The 16,340-nt window shown below is 65.7% G+C and carries 12 protein-coding genes; 6 read left to right on the top strand and 6 right to left on the bottom strand.

Translation table 11 applies throughout. The features are described from left to right. Window positions 1-149 precede the first annotated feature (149 nt). Window positions 150-3,347 (top strand): efflux RND transporter permease subunit, encoded by a 3,198-nt coding sequence (locus tag OKA04_RS23030; RefSeq protein WP_264503582.1) that lies wholly within the window; start codon window positions 150-152, stop codon window positions 3,345-3,347. After that, window positions 3,344-4,420, top strand: coding sequence for an efflux RND transporter periplasmic adaptor subunit (locus OKA04_RS23025; protein ID WP_264503581.1), 1,077 nt, complete (start codon window positions 3,344-3,346; stop codon window positions 4,418-4,420). Before OKA04_RS23030 ends, OKA04_RS23025 begins: the two co-directional genes overlap by 4 nt. A 73-nt stretch (window positions 4,421-4,493) precedes the next feature. Here the strand turns inward: OKA04_RS23025 and folD are convergent, their stop codons facing one another. From folD to OKA04_RS23010, 3 genes are read right to left on the bottom strand one after another with little or no spacing between them, the layout of a single operon-like run. Next, a complete protein-coding gene (folD, locus tag OKA04_RS23020; protein WP_264503580.1) occupies window positions 4,494-5,366 on the bottom strand; it encodes a bifunctional methylenetetrahydrofolate dehydrogenase/methenyltetrahydrofolate cyclohydrolase FolD in 873 nt (290 codons plus the stop codon). Continuing rightward, a complete protein-coding gene (locus tag OKA04_RS23015; protein WP_264503579.1) occupies window positions 5,363-6,046 on the bottom strand; it encodes a lysophospholipid acyltransferase family protein in 684 nt (227 codons plus the stop codon). Before OKA04_RS23015 ends, folD begins: the two co-directional genes overlap by 4 nt. Next, window positions 6,046-7,539, bottom strand: a complete 1,494-nt coding sequence (locus OKA04_RS23010; RefSeq protein WP_264503578.1) for an FGGY family carbohydrate kinase — start codon at window positions 7,537-7,539, stop codon at window positions 6,046-6,048. Before OKA04_RS23010 ends, OKA04_RS23015 begins: the two co-directional genes overlap by 1 nt. A gap of 134 nt (window positions 7,540-7,673) precedes the next feature. On the opposite strand from OKA04_RS23010, the gene OKA04_RS23005 reads away from it, so the two are divergent. From OKA04_RS23005 to OKA04_RS22990, 4 genes are all read left to right on the top strand, one after another. After that, a complete protein-coding gene (locus tag OKA04_RS23005) occupies window positions 7,674-8,132 on the top strand; it encodes an iron-sulfur cluster assembly scaffold protein (RefSeq protein ID WP_264503577.1) in 459 nt (152 codons plus the stop codon). Window positions 8,133-8,353: 221 nt separating this feature from the next. Continuing rightward, window positions 8,354-10,141 carry an ATP-binding cassette domain-containing protein gene (locus tag OKA04_RS23000; RefSeq protein WP_264503576.1) on the top strand — a complete coding sequence of 596 codons (1,788 nt, stop codon included), beginning with the start codon at window positions 8,354-8,356 and terminating at the stop codon, window positions 10,139-10,141. Between the two features lie 119 nt (window positions 10,142-10,260). Next, window positions 10,261-10,662, top strand: a complete 402-nt coding sequence (locus OKA04_RS22995) for a hypothetical protein (RefSeq protein WP_264503575.1) — start codon at window positions 10,261-10,263, stop codon at window positions 10,660-10,662. Between the two features lie 19 nt (window positions 10,663-10,681). After that, the gene (locus OKA04_RS22990) at window positions 10,682-12,631 is read left to right on the top strand and encodes a hypothetical protein (RefSeq protein ID WP_264503574.1); all 1,950 of its coding nucleotides are present in this window, start codon (window positions 10,682-10,684) and stop codon (window positions 12,629-12,631) included. Between the two features lie 627 nt (window positions 12,632-13,258). Here OKA04_RS22990 and OKA04_RS22985 read toward each other — a convergent pair. The 3 genes from OKA04_RS22985 to OKA04_RS22975 are packed head-to-tail and all read right to left on the bottom strand — an operon-like array spanning window position 13,259 to window position 16,310. Then, the gene (locus tag OKA04_RS22985; RefSeq protein ID WP_264503573.1) at window positions 13,259-13,927 is read right to left on the bottom strand and encodes a response regulator transcription factor; all 669 of its coding nucleotides are present in this window, start codon (window positions 13,925-13,927) and stop codon (window positions 13,259-13,261) included. Then, entirely contained in the window at window positions 13,924-15,504 is a 1,581-nt protein-coding gene (locus OKA04_RS22980; protein WP_264503572.1) for a sensor histidine kinase, read from the bottom strand. Before OKA04_RS22980 ends, OKA04_RS22985 begins: the two co-directional genes overlap by 4 nt. Further along, window positions 15,504-16,310 carry a hypothetical protein gene (locus tag OKA04_RS22975; protein WP_264503571.1) on the bottom strand — a complete coding sequence of 269 codons (807 nt, stop codon included), beginning with the start codon at window positions 16,308-16,310 and terminating at the stop codon, window positions 15,504-15,506. The genes OKA04_RS22980 and OKA04_RS22975 overlap by 1 nt, the downstream gene beginning before the upstream one ends. Window positions 16,311-16,340 lie beyond the last annotated feature (30 nt).

The raw sequence follows: 16,340 nt of genomic DNA, 5'->3' as shown, positions 1-16,340 counted from the left end.
CGCGACGTTTGACGTTCATCGAACGAAGGTGGCGCGGATCGCGCTGCCACGGTGATCGTTTCCCATCGGGAAAATCGGGAATACCGGCCGGTTCCGCGGCATCTTGGTCATCGTTAATTCCAGCACCCGCCGCCGAGGCTCTACAGATCATGTGGATCGTTCTTTTTGCACTCCGTTACAAATACACCATCGGCGTTCTCGGTATCCTCATCCTGCTTTTCGGCCTCATGTCGGCAAAGCGGATGTCCACGGATATCCTGCCGCGTGTCGATAGCCCGGAGGTCACCATCGTCTGGAGCTACAATGGCCTCAGCGCGGCCGAGATGGCGTCGAAGATCTCGTCCTTCTCCGAGATCGCCACGCTGAACAACGTCGATGACCTGCTGGAGGTCCGCTCCGAGACCTCGAATGGCATCGGCCTCGTGAAGCTGAAGTTCCAGCCTTACGTCGATATCAATACGGCGCTCGCGCAGGCGACATCGGTGTCGCAGACGATCATCCGTCGCATGCCGGCGGGCACCACGCCGCCGCTGATCGTCCGCACCAGCCCGTCCAGCGTGCCCATCGTGCAGATGGTCATCTCGTCGGACACGATGACCGGCGGCCAGCTCTTCGACTACGCGCGCCTCACCCTGCGTGCATCCTTGCAGAGCGTGCCCGGCATGCGGATCTCGCTGCCCTACGGTGGTGCCGCGCGCCAGGTGATGGTCGATCTCGACCCCGAGGCGCTGAATGCCTTCGACATTTCCGCGGCGGAGGTGAATGCCGCCGTGGGCCGGCAGAATCTCACCCTGCCTTCCGGCTCGCTGCGTGAGGGCGGCCGCGAATTGCCCGTGGAGCTGAATGCGAGCCCGGAGAATATCCAGGGCTTCCTCGACCTGCCGATCCGCTCCGTGGAAGGCCGCACCATCCTGTTGCGCGACCTCGCAAACGTCCGCGACGGCGAGGCGGTCAGCTCGAACATCGCGCGTCTCAACGGCCAGAACGCGGTGATGATCTCCATCCTGAAACTCGGCAATGCCTCCACCGTGGACATCATCGACGGGATCATGGAGCGCTTGCCCGAGGTCCGCGCATCGGCCCCCGAGGGGATGAACATCGAGCCGATCTTCGACCAATCCGTCTTCGTCCGTGCGGCGGTGAAAGGCGTGGAGCACGAGATCCTGCTGGTGGGCGGTCTCGTCGCCGCGGTCGTGCTGCTCTTCCTCGGTTCGTGGCGCTCCACGCTCATCGTGCTGACCTCCATTCCGCTCGCGCTGCTCTGCTCGATCGTGGGTCTCTCGCTCGTCGGTGCGACCTTCAACCTGATGACCCTCGGCGGTCTCGCGCTGGCGATCGGTATCCTCGTGGACAACTCGCTGGTGGAGATCGAGAACATCAAGCGGCAGATATCGCTCGGGAAGGGCGTGCGGCAGGCGATCATCGACGGTGCCCGCGAGGTGGCCTTCCCCGAGTTCGTTTCCACGATCTCCATCTGTATCGTCTTCCTGCCGATCTTCCTGCTCAGCGGCACCGCATCGTACGTGTTCCGCCCGCTCGCGCTGGCGGTGGTCTTCGCGATGATCGCGAGCTACCTCCTCGCCCGTACTCTGGTGCCGACGCTCGCCTCGATCATCCTGCCCGCGGAGGCCGCGGCGGAGAAGAAGCGCGAGGGCCTGCCGCCGCGTGGCTTTGGCAAGATCCACCACGGCATCGAAAGCGGCGTGGACCGCATCGCGGAATTCCAGGGCAAGATCCTGAAATTCCTGATGCCCAGGAAATACCTCATCCTCATCCCCGTGCTGGTGGCAGCATGCATCGGCGGCTTCTCCGCGTGGCAGTCGGGCCGAGAGTTCTTCCCGAAGACCGATGCCGGCCTGATCCGCTTGTTCGTCCGCATTCCCAGCGGCATCCGCATCGAGGACACCTCGGCATCCCTCGCGGACATCCAGCGCGAGATCCGCAATGTGATCCCCGCGGAAGAACTCCAGTTCATCGTCGAGAATATCGGCGCTCCTTCATCGGTGAACCAGGCGTGGGTCGAGACCACCGCCATCAGTTCGTCGGACGGTGAGATCCTCGTGCAGCTCCAGGGCGACCACGGGCCGAGCCTCGGCTACGAGCAAAAGATCCGCGAGATGCTCGCGGAGAAGTTCCCCGACGTGCAGTCCTTCTTCCGTCCCGCCGACGCGACCAGCCAGACGCTGGCATCCGGCGCGCCGACCACCTTCGAGGTCCGCTTCATGGGCCGCGATGTCCCGGGGAATCTGGCGCTCGCGAGAAAGCTTCGCGACGACTTCTCAAAGGTGCACGGCGCGGTGGACGTGACCCTGCGCGAGGTGCTGGACCAGCCGGGCTATGCGATCCGCGTGGACCGCGCGCGTGCCGCCACCTTCGGCATCACCCAGCAGGATGCGGCGAATGCCATGCTTGCCGCGCTCGGCAGCGGTGGCTCCATCGCGCCGAACTACTGGTCCGACCCCGCGACCGGCGCCTCGTATGACGTGCAGGTGATCGCACCGCCATCGAATCTCGTCAGCGTGGAGCAACTCCTCAACCTTCCGATCCGGGGATCGGCGGGCACGGGCTCTCCGGTGCCGCTCCGCGCCTTCGCCACCGTGGTGGAAAAGCGCGCCCCCGCGAGTGTCTCGCGAACCACCCTGCAGCCGACCTACACGGTGGTGGCAAATGCCGCGGGCCGGGATCTCGGGAGCCTGACCATCGAGCTCGAGAACATGCTTGCGGAACTGCGCAAGCAGCAGAAGCCCGGCAACAAGATCGAGCTGACCGGCCAGGCCGCCCTCATGAAGTCCGCCTACTCCGAGCTCATCGGCGGCCTCGGCCTCGCCGCGGTCCTCGTCTTCCTCGTGATGGTGGTGAATTTCCAATCGTGGACGCTGCCCTTCGTGGCGATCAGCGGCCTGCCGGTCGCCGTGTCCGGTGCGCTCTTCGGCCTGTGGGTCACCGGCACCCCGCTCAGCGTGCCCGCGCTGATGGGCATCATCATGGTCGTGGGCGTTTCCACGGCGAATAGCGTGCTCGTCAGCAGCTTTGCCCGTGACCGCTTCGACCAGGGCGAGACCGCGCTGGATGCCGCCATCGAGGCTGCCACCACCCGCCTCCGCCCGGTGATGATGACCGCGCTGGCGATGATCCTGGGCGTCATCCCCATGGCACTCGGTCATGCCGAGGGCGGCGAGCAGAATGCTCCTCTCGGCCGCGCCGTGATCGGCGGCCTGCTTTTTGGCACCATGGCCTCGCTCTTCGTCGTGCCGATTGCCTTTGCCTTCGTCCGCGCCAGATTCCACCCGAAGAAAGAAGAGAGCGAGGAAGCTCTCCCATCCACCGTCATTCCCGAGCCGTCATGATTGCCCGCACGCTTCCCTTTCTCCTCGTCGCCTCCGCGGTGTCTGCCCTCGCGCAGGAGCCGGCCACGGTGCGCACCGTGGCCCCGTCCGCCGCAACCGAGGCCCGCACCTTTGACCTGCCGGGTCGCACCGAGCCGGTCGAGCAGGCCCGCATCTTCTCCCGCGCCACCGGCACGGTGAAGGAGCGGCCGGTCGATATCGGCGACCGCGTCAAGGCGGGCGACACGCTCGCGGTGATCGATATCCCGGACATCGAGCAGGAGCTGGAAGCCGCGAAGGCGTCCGTCGATCAGGCCGTCGCCCGTGCCGAGATCGCCCGCAGCACCTCGAACCGCACCACCGGCCTGCTGAATGCGCAGGCCGTCTCGAAGGAAGAGGCCGAGCAGCGCGAGGCATCCGCCGCCGAGCTGGAGGCCGCCGTGCGCGCCGCGAGGGCTGAGGTGGGTCGTCTGGAAGAGCTCCAGAAGTTCGCCGTCGTGAAGGCTCCTTTCCAAGCGACCGTCTCCGCACGCCGCATCGACCGTGGTGACTTCGTGCGCGGCGACTCCGCCACCACCAGCGAGTGGATGTTCCACATCGTGCGGCTGAACCAGCTCCGCTTCGCCGTGGGTGCCACGCCGGATGTCGCGCTGCGCCTTTCCGCCGAGACGGAGGCGACGGTGAAGTTCGCCGAGCTTCCCGGACGCGAATTTCCGGCGAAGGTCAGCCGCTCCAGCAATCTCTTCGACACCGCCACCGGCACCATGCGCGTGGAGTTGCTGCTGGAGAATCCGGACCTCACCCTGCCCGCGGGCCTCACCGGCACCGTCGCCTTCAAGCTGAAGCCCGCGCCCGGCACCTACCTGCTGCCGAACAACACGCTCATCCTCCGCGATGGCAAGTCGTTCGTCTCCATCGTCGAGGACGGGAAGATGAAGCTCGTGGATGTGCTGCCCGGCCGCAATCTCGGCCCGCAGATGGAAGTGACCTCCGCGGCGCTGAAGCCGGACAGCCAGGTGATCGTCAGCCCGAATGCGATGCTGCGCCCCGGCGATGCCGTCACCCCGAGCCCGCTGGTGGCCGGAGGGAAGTAAGGCCGCGAAACATCGACAGCCCTTTGAACCGAGGAGCGTGGACGCCGTGTCCACGCTCTTTTCTTTTCGTTTCTCAGCCGAGCTGACGCGCCGCTTGCAGCGTGTTTTTCATCAGCATCGCGATGGTCATCGGGCCGACGCCTCCGGGGACCGGGGTGATGGCGGAGCACTTCGGCGCGACCTCGTCATAGGCCACGTCGCCGACGAGGCGGTAGCCGCTCTTCTTCGAGGCGTCCTCGATGCGGTTGATGCCCACGTCGATGACCACGGCACCTTCCTTCACCCAGTCGGCCTTCACCATTTCCGGGCGGCCGACGGCGGCGACGATGATGTCGGCGCGGCGGCAGATGGCGGCGAGATCCTTGCTGCGCGAGTGTGCGACCGTGACGGTGGCGTCCGAGCCCTTCGCCATCAGGAGCAGCGCCATCGGCTTGCCGACGATCATGCTGCGGCCGATGACCACGGCTTCGGCACCGGCGGTCTTCACCCCGGCGGCGGCGAGCAGGCGCATGCTGCCGGCGGGCGTGCAGGGGACGAAGCCGGTCTTGTCCTCCAGCGCGAGCTTGGCGACGTTTTCCGGGTGGAAGCCGTCCACGTCCTTGCGCGGGTCGAGCGCGCGGATGATCGCTTCCTCGTCGATGTGCTTCGGCGGCGGGCTCTGCACCAGGATGCCGTGGATGGCAGCATCGGCATTCAGTTCCTTCACCACGGCCAGCAGTTCCTCCTGCGAGGTCTCGGCGGGCAGCACGATCTTCCGCGAGTAGATGCCAAGGTCGCCGCAGGTGCGGACCTTCGAGCCGACATAGACGTGCGACGCCGGGTCATCGCCCACCAGCACGACGGCCAGGCCGGGCGTGATGCCCTTGGCTTTCAGCTCAGCGACTTCGCTGCGGCATTCTTCGAGCACGGCGGCTGCCACGGACTTGCCATCAATTACGGAACTCATCGTAGGTGGTCGGAAGTTGGGTTGGCACCGCGGAGCATGATCTCCTCCAGTCGGCGGCGCCACGTTTCGAAGTCATCTTCGGAGAGCCCTCCGGGCACGGCAAGCACCTCGTCGAAAATGACGCGCACCCGGCTGCCGGGGGCCGGGATGGCAAAGCGGTCCCAGGTTTTCAGCTCGCGGCAGGAGGAATACGTCACGTGGATCGGCACGATCGGCACGCCGGTGGACTCCGCCAGCTTGATGATGCCGGGCTGGACGATGTGCTTCGGGCCGCGCGGTCCGTCCGGCGTCACGCACACGTCGGTGTCTTCCCGCAGTGCCTTCCGCATGCCGACGAGCGCGGCCACGCCCCGGCGGGAGGATGAGCCACGCACCGAGCCGATGCCGAAGACGCCTACCGCCCGCGCGAGCGCCGCACCATCATGGCTGGCACTGGTCAGCACCACGGCTTGGCGGTGCTTTCCGCAGGACTTCTTCCATGCGGCGGGCATGGTGAAGATGCGGTTGTGCCACAGGCAGTAGATCACCGGGCCGGGGATGCCACCGGGCCGGGTGAGGCCGCAGCGGTCGATGATTTCGAAGCGCAGGGTGGCGCTCCACGCCTGCATCAGCCGCCCCGCGAAGGTGCCGAGCGCGGTGGCCTTCCCGCTCTCGCGGATTTCCGAGCCCTTGCCAGCCATTACAGGAAACCTCCCGCGTGGAGCGTCTCGACGAGGTACTGCTGGCGGGCCAGCAGGTCCTGGTAGAATTCGTGGCGCTGCGGATCGGGATCGCGGCGCGTCGCATCGTCCATGGTGACGATGTAGCCGGCGATCTCGTCAAAGCCCAGCGACTCGCCATTCAGCCGGAAATACACCACCGCCGCCTGCATGGCTGCACCCAGCAGGGAGCCGCCGGAGACCGCGACCGAGGCGACCGGCACGCCGAAGACATCGGCCAGGAGTTGGTGGAAGGCCGGGCCCGCATCGCGGCTGACGCGCACGCCCGAGGGCTCGAAGCCGAGGTCGCGCAGGCGGCTGAAGCCGTAGCCGAAGCCCAGCGCGAGGCCTTCCGCCGAGGCGCGTGCCAGATTTCCCGGCGTGAAATTGTCCAGCGTCACCCCGTGGAGCACGCCGGTGGCATCCGGCAGGCGCGGCGTGATCTCGCCGCGCAGGTAGGGCAGGAAGAGCAGACCGTTTGCCCCGGCTTCCGTGCTTGTCAGCGCCTTTTCGTATTCCGCGTTGGACCAGCCGTAGTGGCGCCGCACGAGTTCCAGTGCGGACACGGCATTGGCCATGCCCATGCGCGTGATCCAGCGGCCGGAGGCATCGCAGAGGATGGAGGCCTCGCCCTGGAAGTCCACGGCGGGGCGGTCGGAAATCGCGCACAGCGAGCCATCGGCGTAGAGGTCCGCGACCACCGAGCCATTCCCCGCGGCACCCACGGCGAGGGCGGCCAGCGCGGCGGCACCCGAGCCCGGGGCCACGATCACGCCATCCGGCAGGCCCCACGAGCGGCACAGGCCGGGGCGGAGTTGCCCGCGCGGCTGCAGCGGGGAGATGCCCGGCGGCAGCATGTCGAAGACGCGGCTGTCGATGAATTCCATCAGCTCGCCGCTCCACTTCCGCTGCGGGACATTGAAGAGACCGGTCGTGGCCGCGGAACCTGCCTCGATGCCGGATTCACCCGTCAGCCAGTAGCCGATGAAGTCCTGCGGCGTCATCAGACGCGCGGCGCGCTGGAAGTGGTAGGGCTCATGCTGCTTCAGCCACAGGCACTGCGCGGCCAACGAACCGGCATCCACCGGATTCCCGCAGAGCTCGATCAGTCCGGGTGCCCCGCCGAAGGCGCGGGCGATCTCTTCCGCCTGCCGCTGGGCCGAGCGGTCAATCCCCAGCTTCGCGGGGCGGACGATGCGGTTGTTCTCATCCAGCACCACCATTCCGCCGGTCGGCGCGGTGATGCCGATGCCCGCGACCCCGCCGCGGGCGTCCCCCAGCGTCTCCAGCACCTGCCGCATCGCGTGGTCCGCTGCGGAGATCCACGACGCCGGATCCTGCTCGCGGTAGCCGTCGGGAAGCCCCTCGACCCACGCGTGGGCGGCGGTGGCTTCGGCCGCGACCGTGGCGGCTTCGAGATCCAGTGCCACCACGCGGGTGGCGGCGTGGCCGATTTCGATTCCTAGAAAGTGCATGCCTCGTTATCCGGGCGACGGGAGGATTTTGTTGGGGGCGGCGTTAGATTTTCCGGTGCGGCGGGTCTTTGCAAGCTTGGTGGTTCCTATTTTCCCGCGCTTGAATCCTCGCCCGCCTGCCGCATCGTCGCGGCGTGAGCGATTTCGAAGAAAAAGTCCGCGAAGCCCTGTCCTCGCCGAAGAACCAAGGCGAACTCGCCGATGCGGATGCCGTCGGCACCGTCGGCTCGCCCGATTGTGGGGACATGCTGCGGATGTGGCTGAAGTTCACCGAAAAGGACGGCAAAAAGGTGATCGACCGGGCCTCCTTCCAGTCCTTCGGCTGCCAGACCGCCATCGCCGTCGCCTCGATGGCCACCGAATTGCTCAAGGGCAAGACCGCCGAGGAAGCCCGCGAACTCTCCGCAAACGAGCTGACCGGCGACCTCGGTCCGCTGCCTCCGATGAAGATCCACTGCGGCCAGCTCGTGGAGGGCGCGCTGAAAAACGCCCTCGACCAGACCCCGGCGGAAGCACCGAAAGCGGTCGGCACCACGATCTCCGACAGCATGAAGCAGCCCGCCGGGAAGATTCGGATCGTTCCGCTGGAGTGAGACGGCCCCGTTCTCGATACAGTGCTCGTCCCCGGCAAACCTCCAAAGCAGCATTGAAAGAGCTTCTCGGGAGACACTTTTCCACCGCCCGGGAGTTGATTGAGGTTGGCGAGGCGTTGGTGGAGATCGGTGGGGCGTCCGGAGACTGACCGCCCTTTCTTTCTCGCCCTTGCGAAAAACGGCCGCTTTCTTCCGTAGCTATCCAATTCACCCGTTTGCCCGTGCTCGAGCTCAAGGACGTTTGTTTCACCATCAAGAAGGACGGCGAGGACGTGAACCTCGTCGATAAGGTCAATATCCAGATCCCGCGCGGGCATTTCATGGCGATCGTCGGCCCCTCGGGCTGCGGCAAGACGACCCTGCTGAAAACCATCGCCGGCCTGAATCCGGAGTCGGCCGGAGCGCTCTACTGGGACGGGCGGAATCTTTCCGAGGAGGGCGACCTCGACCCCTCGGAGATCGGCTACGTGCCGCAGTTCTCCGTCGCCTACGATCCGCTCACCGTGGACGAGTCGGTGGAGGCCGCCACCCGCCTGCGCGTGAAGACGCGGGACATGGAGGAGCTGGACCAGCGCATCGACCGGGTGCTGGAAGAAACCGGGCTCACCACCATCGCCGACCGCCACGTGAAGGTGCTTTCTGGCGGCCAGAAGCGTCGCCTAGGCCTCGCCATGGAGCTGGTGTCGGATCCGAAGCTGCTCCTCTGCGACGAGGTGACCAGCGGCCTCGACCCCCGCTCAGAGCGGGAAATCGTGCGCCTGCTCCACGACCTCTCCCGCCGCGAGGGCCGCATCGTCCTGTCCGTGACCCACTCGCTGGCTCACCTGGAACTCTACGATTCCATCCTCGTCCTGCACGAGGGCCGGGTGGCCTACCACGGCCCGCCGGACCAGATGAACCACTACTTCTCGGTGCACGATACCGAGGAAGTCTACCCCAAGCTCGCCAGCCAGACCTCCGATCGCTGGCAGAGCTCGTGGATGAAGCACCGCGGGCCTTACTATACGAAGCTCGACCGGAATCGCACGAAGCTCGTCGATTCCGGCGGCCTGCACCTGCCTGCCGATCCCGAGCCGGTCCCGACCCAGGAGGTGACGGACGAGAAGGAGCAAGCGGCGAAAGAGAAGCCCGAGTCGGAGAAGATCCGCACGCCCGGCTTCTTCGCGCAATTCACCACGCTGCTGTCCCGCCGCTGGCGGATCTTTTTCCGGGATCGCGGACAGGTCTTTCTCCAGCTCGCCATCCTGCTCTGCTTCCCGGTGCTGGTCACCCTCTTCAAGGACAACGCCCTCGGCCAGATCGCGAATCTTTCCGAGACCCGCCTGGGGAACGTGATGCAGGATTTCCAGGAGCAGCAGGTCGTGAGGCAGGATCAGGTGCGCGTCGGCTCGGCCGTTTCCGGGATCGTCATGTTCCAGGTCATCCTGCTCGCACTGATGGCTTCGAACAACTCCGCCCGGGAGATCGCCGGAGAGCGGTCCATCTTCGAGAAGGAGAAATTCGGGGGGCTGCGACCGACCGCCTATCTGGCCAGCAAGATCGCCTTCCTCGCGTGTCTCGTCCTCGCGCAATCGCTGTGGATGGCGGTTTTCGTCAATTTGTTCGCGCCATTCCGCGGCGGGGCAGGGGGCTTCGAGAGCCATATCATCTTCCTCCTGCTAGTGAATGGCGGGATGACGGCCATCTGTCTCGGCATCTCCGCGCTGATGCGCACCGCCGAGCAGGCGTCGCTGCTTTCCATCTATCTCGTTGGTTTCCAGCTTCCTCTCTCGGGGGCGGTGCTTGCGTTGCCGGATTCCGTCGAGGGTTTCACGCGGCCCTTCATCTCCGCCTACTGGGCGTGGTCGGGCAGCATCGGGGCGCTGGAGCCAAAGGTGCTGGAGGCGGTGAAGACCGTGGTGGATACCTCGCTTTCCACCCGTGAGGCCTGCCTCTACACGCTCGGGTTCCACATCGCCGCCGGTCTCATCGCTGCATGGGTCGGCACACGCCGCCACCAGTGGGATTGATGGAAATACCGGGCAAATGTGGGGAAAAGGCGTGAATCACCCCGAAAATCGTGGAAACTTGAGTCCACGGGAAACGTTTAGAGACTGAACTTTAAGCCGAAACCCACCACTGTAGTCCCATGGCTCGACGCGCCAGTTCTGGAATCAAGCCCGGTCTTCTGATCGGGATCGCCGCTCTCGTGGCCATCGCCTTCTTCGGTGGCAAGTTCTTCCTCGGGAAGCAAAAGGACACCTATGCCAACATGGCCACCATCAACATGTCCGATGTGATGGATGGCGTATCCCTGCGCGACAACGAGTACGTCGTGGAGGGCACGGTGGATGACAAATTCTTCCTCGGCGACAATCCGAACCAGGTCGTGAGCCTGAAGGTGGACACGAATTCGGGCGACCAGTTCCTCGGCGTCGAGATCCCGGCCAATCTGGCCAAGTCCAATATCGAGCGCTCCCAGCGCTACCGCATCAAGGTCCGCATCCGCGAAGCCGGCATCGCGGTCGCCACCGGCATCAATCCTCTCTGAGCGTCCCGTCCCGTTCCTCATGAAAACTTTCATCCCATTCGCCCTGCTCGCCACCGTCGCCATCGCGCCCGGCCAGGTCCTGCACCCGGACGCCCGCGAGCGCGTGACGAATCCCCCGGCGACGCAGACGAACGACACCGTCGTCCAGCGGCAGCCGGAGCAGGCGAAGCCGGGCGGCTCGCCCTTTGGCAGCGAGCTTCCATTTTTCGATCCCTCCGCGGAGACCGTCTCGTGGAACGGGCACACCTGGGCTGCGACGGACAACAGGGCCCTCGCCGCGCGTTTCGAGCGCTACTTGAACGAGCCCGAGGACCAGTCCGAGGACGCCCAGGCCTATCGCGAGACCATCGACCAGATCCTCGAGCTCGTCTCGCCGCATCACAAGGGCGGGCCGGACTTCCCGGGCGCGGTGAAGCTGCTCCCGCGTGCTTCATCTTTCCCCGGCGACGCCAAGCTCTGCGACTCGCTGACCCAGGCGATCTATGCCGCGGTGCTCGCGAAGAAGGACATCTCGGGAACGCGCGCGCTGACGAGCGCGATCGAGGAGGAGAAGCAGCGCCTCATCAAGGATGCCGACTGGAAGGCCCGCCACGAGCACGATCCCTCGCTCAACGAGACCAAGGCGACCGGCCAGGGTGGCGGCGGTGGCAACAACCGGGCACCCGGCCGGGCGAAGGCTCCTGCGGAGAATCCGGGCCGCGGCGTCGTCTCGCTCCAGTATGTGGATTCCGTGAAGCGCATCGCCGAGATCGAGGCGATGAAGAAGGCGAATACCGCCAAGAACGAACTCCAGATCACGCAGGCGAAGGTCCAGTACCAGGCGCTCATGCTGCAGTTCTTCGTGCAGCGCCGCTTCGAGCACGTGGTGATGTCCGCGCGCTTCTACCACCAGATTTTCCAGGACGGGGACAACCGCCTGCACATCGACCAGAAGTCCGAGGTGAACAAGCTCTTCACCGAGAGCCTCGGTGCCAGCCCGACCGTGGCGGCGCTCGATTCGCTTGCCAGCGAGGCGATCCGCGACGTGAACCAAGGCGTGGACGCCTTCACCTTCCTCGTGGAAAAGAAGGAATACCAGAGCGCCGCGAAGCGCCTGAGCGAGGCCTATGCGGTGGGTGAATTCATGCCGTCCATCCGGGTCCTGCCGCGCGAGCAAAAGCGCCAGGTGCTGGAATTCGTCCGCGAGTCCTACAAGCTCATCGCCGCTCTCGATGCGAAGGATTACACCACCGCCAGCAACCTGACGAAGAAGCTGAAGGAGATGGCCGGTGACTTTGACGCCACCAAGCCGGAAGCCGCGATCGCGACTTACACGCGGGTGAGCAGCATGCACATCGATGCCGCGAAGCTCGCCGCCTCCAAGGGCGACAACGAGAAGGCCGCGCAGGAGATCAAGAACGCCATGGAAGTGTGGCCGCAGAATCCGAAGCTCGCCGAATTCGACAAGCTCGTCGAAGCCGGCGGTGGCATGGCGGTCGCGAAGAATGATTTCGACCGCCTTCTCAGCGAGCGGAACTACCGCGAGATCTTCCGCCGCCAGTATGAGCTGGCCCCGGCCATCGCGGGCGATGCCGCGCGCGAGGATGCCTTCAAGCAGATCATCACGAATCTGACCCGCATCGAGGGTGCGCTCGAAAAGGCCGCGGAATTCAGCAAGATGAGCCAGGACTACGCGGCATGGGAGCAGCTCGCTTCCCTCCGCAAGGATTTCCCGGACGATCCGAATCTCGGCCTCGCCTTGGAAAAGCTGGCTCCGGACGTGGCCGACTTCACCCGCGCGCTTAGCAAGGCACGTGAATTCGAAGAGCGCCGCGACAAGCAGGTTGGAGCTTCGCTTTCCTGGTATCTCAAGGCCCGCGCGCTTTACCCGCGCAGCGAGATGGCGGAGGCCGGCATCCAGCGCATGCTCGGCGAGATCTTGGAAGAGAAGGGCTCGAAGGCCGAGGCGCGGGCAAATGCCGAGCAGTGAGGCGCACCGTCGCTAGCGCGAACTCTCCCGTAGCGGAAGGACTGCGTCCTTCCGGCTGTGCGGGGGCTGAAGGTGGATCGCCACTCGGATCGATCATGCGGTCCGCACCCAGCCGGAGCGACGCAGTCGGCTCCGCTACGAAGATGTAGCTCCGCTACGGAAACGTAGCCAAAGGTAGCGGAAGGACTGCGTCCTTCCGGCTGTGCGGGGGCTGAAGGAGAATCGCCGCTTGGATCGTTCATGCGGTCCGCACCCAGCCGGAGCGACGCAGTCGGCTCCACTACGAGGATGTAGCTCCGCTACGGAAGCGTAGCCAGAGGTAGCGGAAGGACTGCGTCCTTCCGGCGGGGCGGGGAATGAAGGAGAATCGCCGCTTGGATCGTTCATGCGGTCCGCCCCCAGCCGGAGCGACGAAGTCGGCTCCGCTACGAGGATGTAGCTCCGCTGCGGAAGCGTAGCCAAAGGTAGCGAAAGGACTGCGTCCTTCCGGCGGGGCGGGGGTTGAAGGTGGATCGCCACTTTGACTGTTCATGCGGTCCGCACCCAGCCGGAGCGACGCAGTCGGCTCCGCTACGGGGATGTAGCTCCGCTACGTGAACGCGACTCCCTTACGGAAATCCGGCCCCGCTACGAAAACCGATACCCCGTCCCGCGCACGGTCTCGATGATCTCGGGCCTTGCCGGATCAGCCTCGATCTTCTTCCGCAGCATCAGCACGTGCTGGTCGAGCGTCCGGGAGTCGGGGAAGTAGTCGAGGCCCCAGCAGGCATCGAGGAAGGCATCGCGGCTCACCGGCTTGCCCGCGTGGCGGTGCAGCAGCTCCAGCATCGAGACCTCGCGGCGGGTCAGCTCGATGACCTTGCCATTCCGCTCCGCACTCAGCGCATCCGGCCTCACGGTGAGATCCTTCATCGTGAAGCTGGTGCCATTCGCAGGAGCCACCCTTCGCAGTGCCGCGCGGATGCGTGCGATGACCTCGGCACGGGTGAAGGGCTTGCGGATGAAATCGTCCGCACCGAGACCAAGGCCCACCACCACGTCCGCCTCCTCGTTCTTCGCGGAGAGGAAGAGGATGGGCACCGCGGGGTCGGTCGCACGCACGCGGCGGCAGACTTCGAAGCCATCCACGCCGGGCATCATGATGTCCAGGCACAGCAGTTGGGGCCGGTGCCGCGCCCACAGCTCCAGCGCCTCCTTCCCATCCGACGCGGAGATCGTGCGGAAGCCCTCGTCCTCGATGCACGCGGCGAGCGCATCGAGCGTCAGCGGATCGTCTTCGGCGAGCAGGATGGTCATGCGACTTCAGTGTGGGAGATGATGGCGAGGTGGGGCGGTGCGGGCAGGTCCAGCTCGAAGACGGTGCCCGTCTCCGATGGGCATAGTAGCAAGTCCCCGCCCATCCGCCGGGCGAGGTCGCGCGCGATGGCGAGGCCCAGCCCTGTCCCGCTGGCGCCCTCACTGACGCCGCCGTGGATCCTCTCGAAAGGCTCGAAGATCCTGCCCCGAAAGCGCGCCGGGATGCCCGGTCCGCGGTCACTCACGCGCAGCACCAGCCGGTCCCCTTCCATTGAGGTCGCCAGCCCGAGCCAACCGCCGGAGCCGGCGTATTTCTCGACATTGGAAATCAGGTTGCCGGTGATCTGGGCGAGCGCGTCCGCATCCAGCAGCGTGCTATTGCCCGCGCCGCGCTGCCATTCCACGCGGATCTTCCGGCGATCCAGCGACGGTTGGAATTGTGCGAGCATGTCTTCCACCACTTGGTCCGGGATGCAGGCGGTGGGCGCGAGTTCCAGGGTCTTCCGCTCGCTGCGGGAAAACGTGAGCACGTTCGCGACGAGCCGTCCCAGCCGCCGGACTTCCTCATGCACCAGCGAGAGCCGCCGCTGGGCCTCGGCCGGTCGTGTGTCGAGCGAGCGCCCGGCGAGATCGAGATTGAGCAGGATGTTCGTCAGCGGCGTGCCGAGTTCGTGCGACACGCGGTTCACGAAGGACACCCGCTCTTCCGCGAGCCGCAGTGCCCGGCCCTGCTGGATCTGGAGCGAGATGCCGGCAAGGATCAGCCCGCAGGCGATCGCTCCCGCGAGGATCAGCGTGGCGGCATCGTGGGTGCTGCCGGTCTCCAGCTTGTCCCACGCCAGCACCTGCCACTCGCCGAGACCGGTGCGATGAGGCAACGACATCGCTGCGGGGCCCGTGTGCGAGGCATCGGCACGTGCCAGCCACTCCTTCCCGCCGGGGCCCTGGATCGCCACCCGCTCGTCCGCTTCGCGCAGCGGAGCCATCGGGCCGGGCATCCACGCGGCGAGGTGCTTTTGCAGGCACTCCGCCAGCTCATCCTCATCAATGACGAAGGCAATCACGCGTGCCGGCTCCGTGCGGATCCACCGGACCTGATGGCCCTCTTCCGGACCGGGGAGCCAGCCGCTCGTGGTGGAGACGCCTTCCAGGATTTCCTTGGGCAGCACCACCGCACTGCGTGGGACGATCCGCCCGCCATCGCCCTCCGCGATGACTTCCGGGATGCGGCTGCTGGCGCCCACGGCTGGCTTCTTCCCGCTGAAAAACGCAGTCCGCTGCGAGGAGGCGAAGACGTAGCAGGACCGTAGGCCGATGACATTCTCGCAGCGTCGCTCGCTGGCATCCACGGGCAGCCAGGCGGAGGCGGTGGAGCTGGCGATCTCCGCCAAGTGCCCCGCATAGACGTCATCCAGCCGGTCAAGCTCGCCGCGGAAGGACGCCGCGAAATCGAACACCCGGTCGCGATCCGCGGGAATCCTGTCCTCCACCGTGCGTCGGGACATCCGCTCGCCGCCCCAGAGCACCAGAGCGGCGGCGGCAAGCATCGGTCCGAGAGTGAGCCAGTGGCTTCTCATCAAGGTTCCTTCACGACGGGGATGACATCCGCGGTAACGAAACAGAACCACACGCGGTTCGCGGAGTCAGCATCCACCTTTGACACCGGAGGGCGGCTCGGCGTGCCCAGCAGTTGCGGTTGGCCGGTGATGAGAGAGGTGGCAAGTGTGATGCGCTGGGACTCAAAGATGGGCAGCTCGGCCTCCGCGGTGCCCTGGCCCCATTTCACTCGTTCCGCGAGGGTGGTGAAGTCGGGTGCGATCCGTAGGTCTACCACGCGACCGTCGGCAGTGAGGGTCGGTTCGATCTCCACGGTGATGCCGGTGTTCCGTGTTTCGAAAGCGGTCGGCAGGATGGGAGGGGTGGCCGGGGAAATGGTCGCTGGGGTGGCTGTCGGTGTGGACGCCTGCTTGTTTCCGTTTGCCGTGGCCGCAGCGGCAGCGGGCACCGGGGTATTCGCCGGGGTGCCATGATCGTACTCCGTGGGATAGATATGCTCCGATAGGCTCTCGACCAACGCCTTCTCCCCCGTGCGCGCGCGGATCACGCTGAAGGTCTCCTGCTTTGCCTGGTTCTTTGCCACGCGAGCACGGAGTTCGGCGTAGAGCTTGGTGTCGCCCATCTTCTGCTGGTAGAGTGCGGATGCCTCATTGAGGTCCAGCGAGAAGTTCTCGACGCAGATCGAGATCACCCGCGGGATATTTTCGTCGGCTTGGTTGTCCTGCGCACCATTCCGGACGAAGGGATCGGTGGCGGCGCGGTCTTGGGCGTGGAGTCCGGACAGGGTGGTGAGTCCGGTGATCAGGATGCAGATGGTTTTCTTCATAACTCCGCCAGCATCGCAGGTCCGCGCCGG

The organism is Luteolibacter flavescens (genome assembly GCF_025950085.1).
GTDB lineage: Bacteria > Verrucomicrobiota > Verrucomicrobiia > Verrucomicrobiales > Akkermansiaceae > Haloferula > Haloferula flavescens.
Note: the sequence above shows the minus strand (reverse complement) of the source record. Positions and strands in the feature narration are given on the sequence as shown.

Bases quoted from the DNA above. Each gene is read 5' to 3' on its own strand.
- OKA04_RS23030 (WP_264503582.1), top strand. From the start codon at position 150: ATGTGGATCGTTCTTTTTGCACTCCGTTACAAATACACCATCGGCGTT.
- OKA04_RS23025 (WP_264503581.1), top strand. From the start codon at position 3,344: ATGATTGCCCGCACGCTTCCCTTTCTCCTCGTCGCCTCCGCGGTGTCT.
- folD (WP_264503580.1), bottom strand. From the start codon at position 5,366: ATGAGTTCCGTAATTGATGGCAAGTCCGTGGCAGCCGCCGTGCTCGAA.
- OKA04_RS23015 (WP_264503579.1), bottom strand. From the start codon at position 6,046: ATGGCTGGCAAGGGCTCGGAAATCCGCGAGAGCGGGAAGGCCACCGCG.
- OKA04_RS23010 (WP_264503578.1), bottom strand. From the start codon at position 7,539: ATGCACTTTCTAGGAATCGAAATCGGCCACGCCGCCACCCGCGTGGTG.
- OKA04_RS22995 (WP_264503575.1), top strand. From the start codon at position 10,261: ATGGCTCGACGCGCCAGTTCTGGAATCAAGCCCGGTCTTCTGATCGGG.
- OKA04_RS22990 (WP_264503574.1), top strand. From the start codon at position 10,682: ATGAAAACTTTCATCCCATTCGCCCTGCTCGCCACCGTCGCCATCGCG.
- OKA04_RS22985 (WP_264503573.1), bottom strand. From the start codon at position 13,927: ATGACCATCCTGCTCGCCGAAGACGATCCGCTGACGCTCGATGCGCTC.
- OKA04_RS22980 (WP_264503572.1), bottom strand. From the start codon at position 15,504: ATGAGAAGCCACTGGCTCACTCTCGGACCGATGCTTGCCGCCGCCGCT.
- OKA04_RS22975 (WP_264503571.1), bottom strand. From the start codon at position 16,310: ATGAAGAAAACCATCTGCATCCTGATCACCGGACTCACCACCCTGTCC.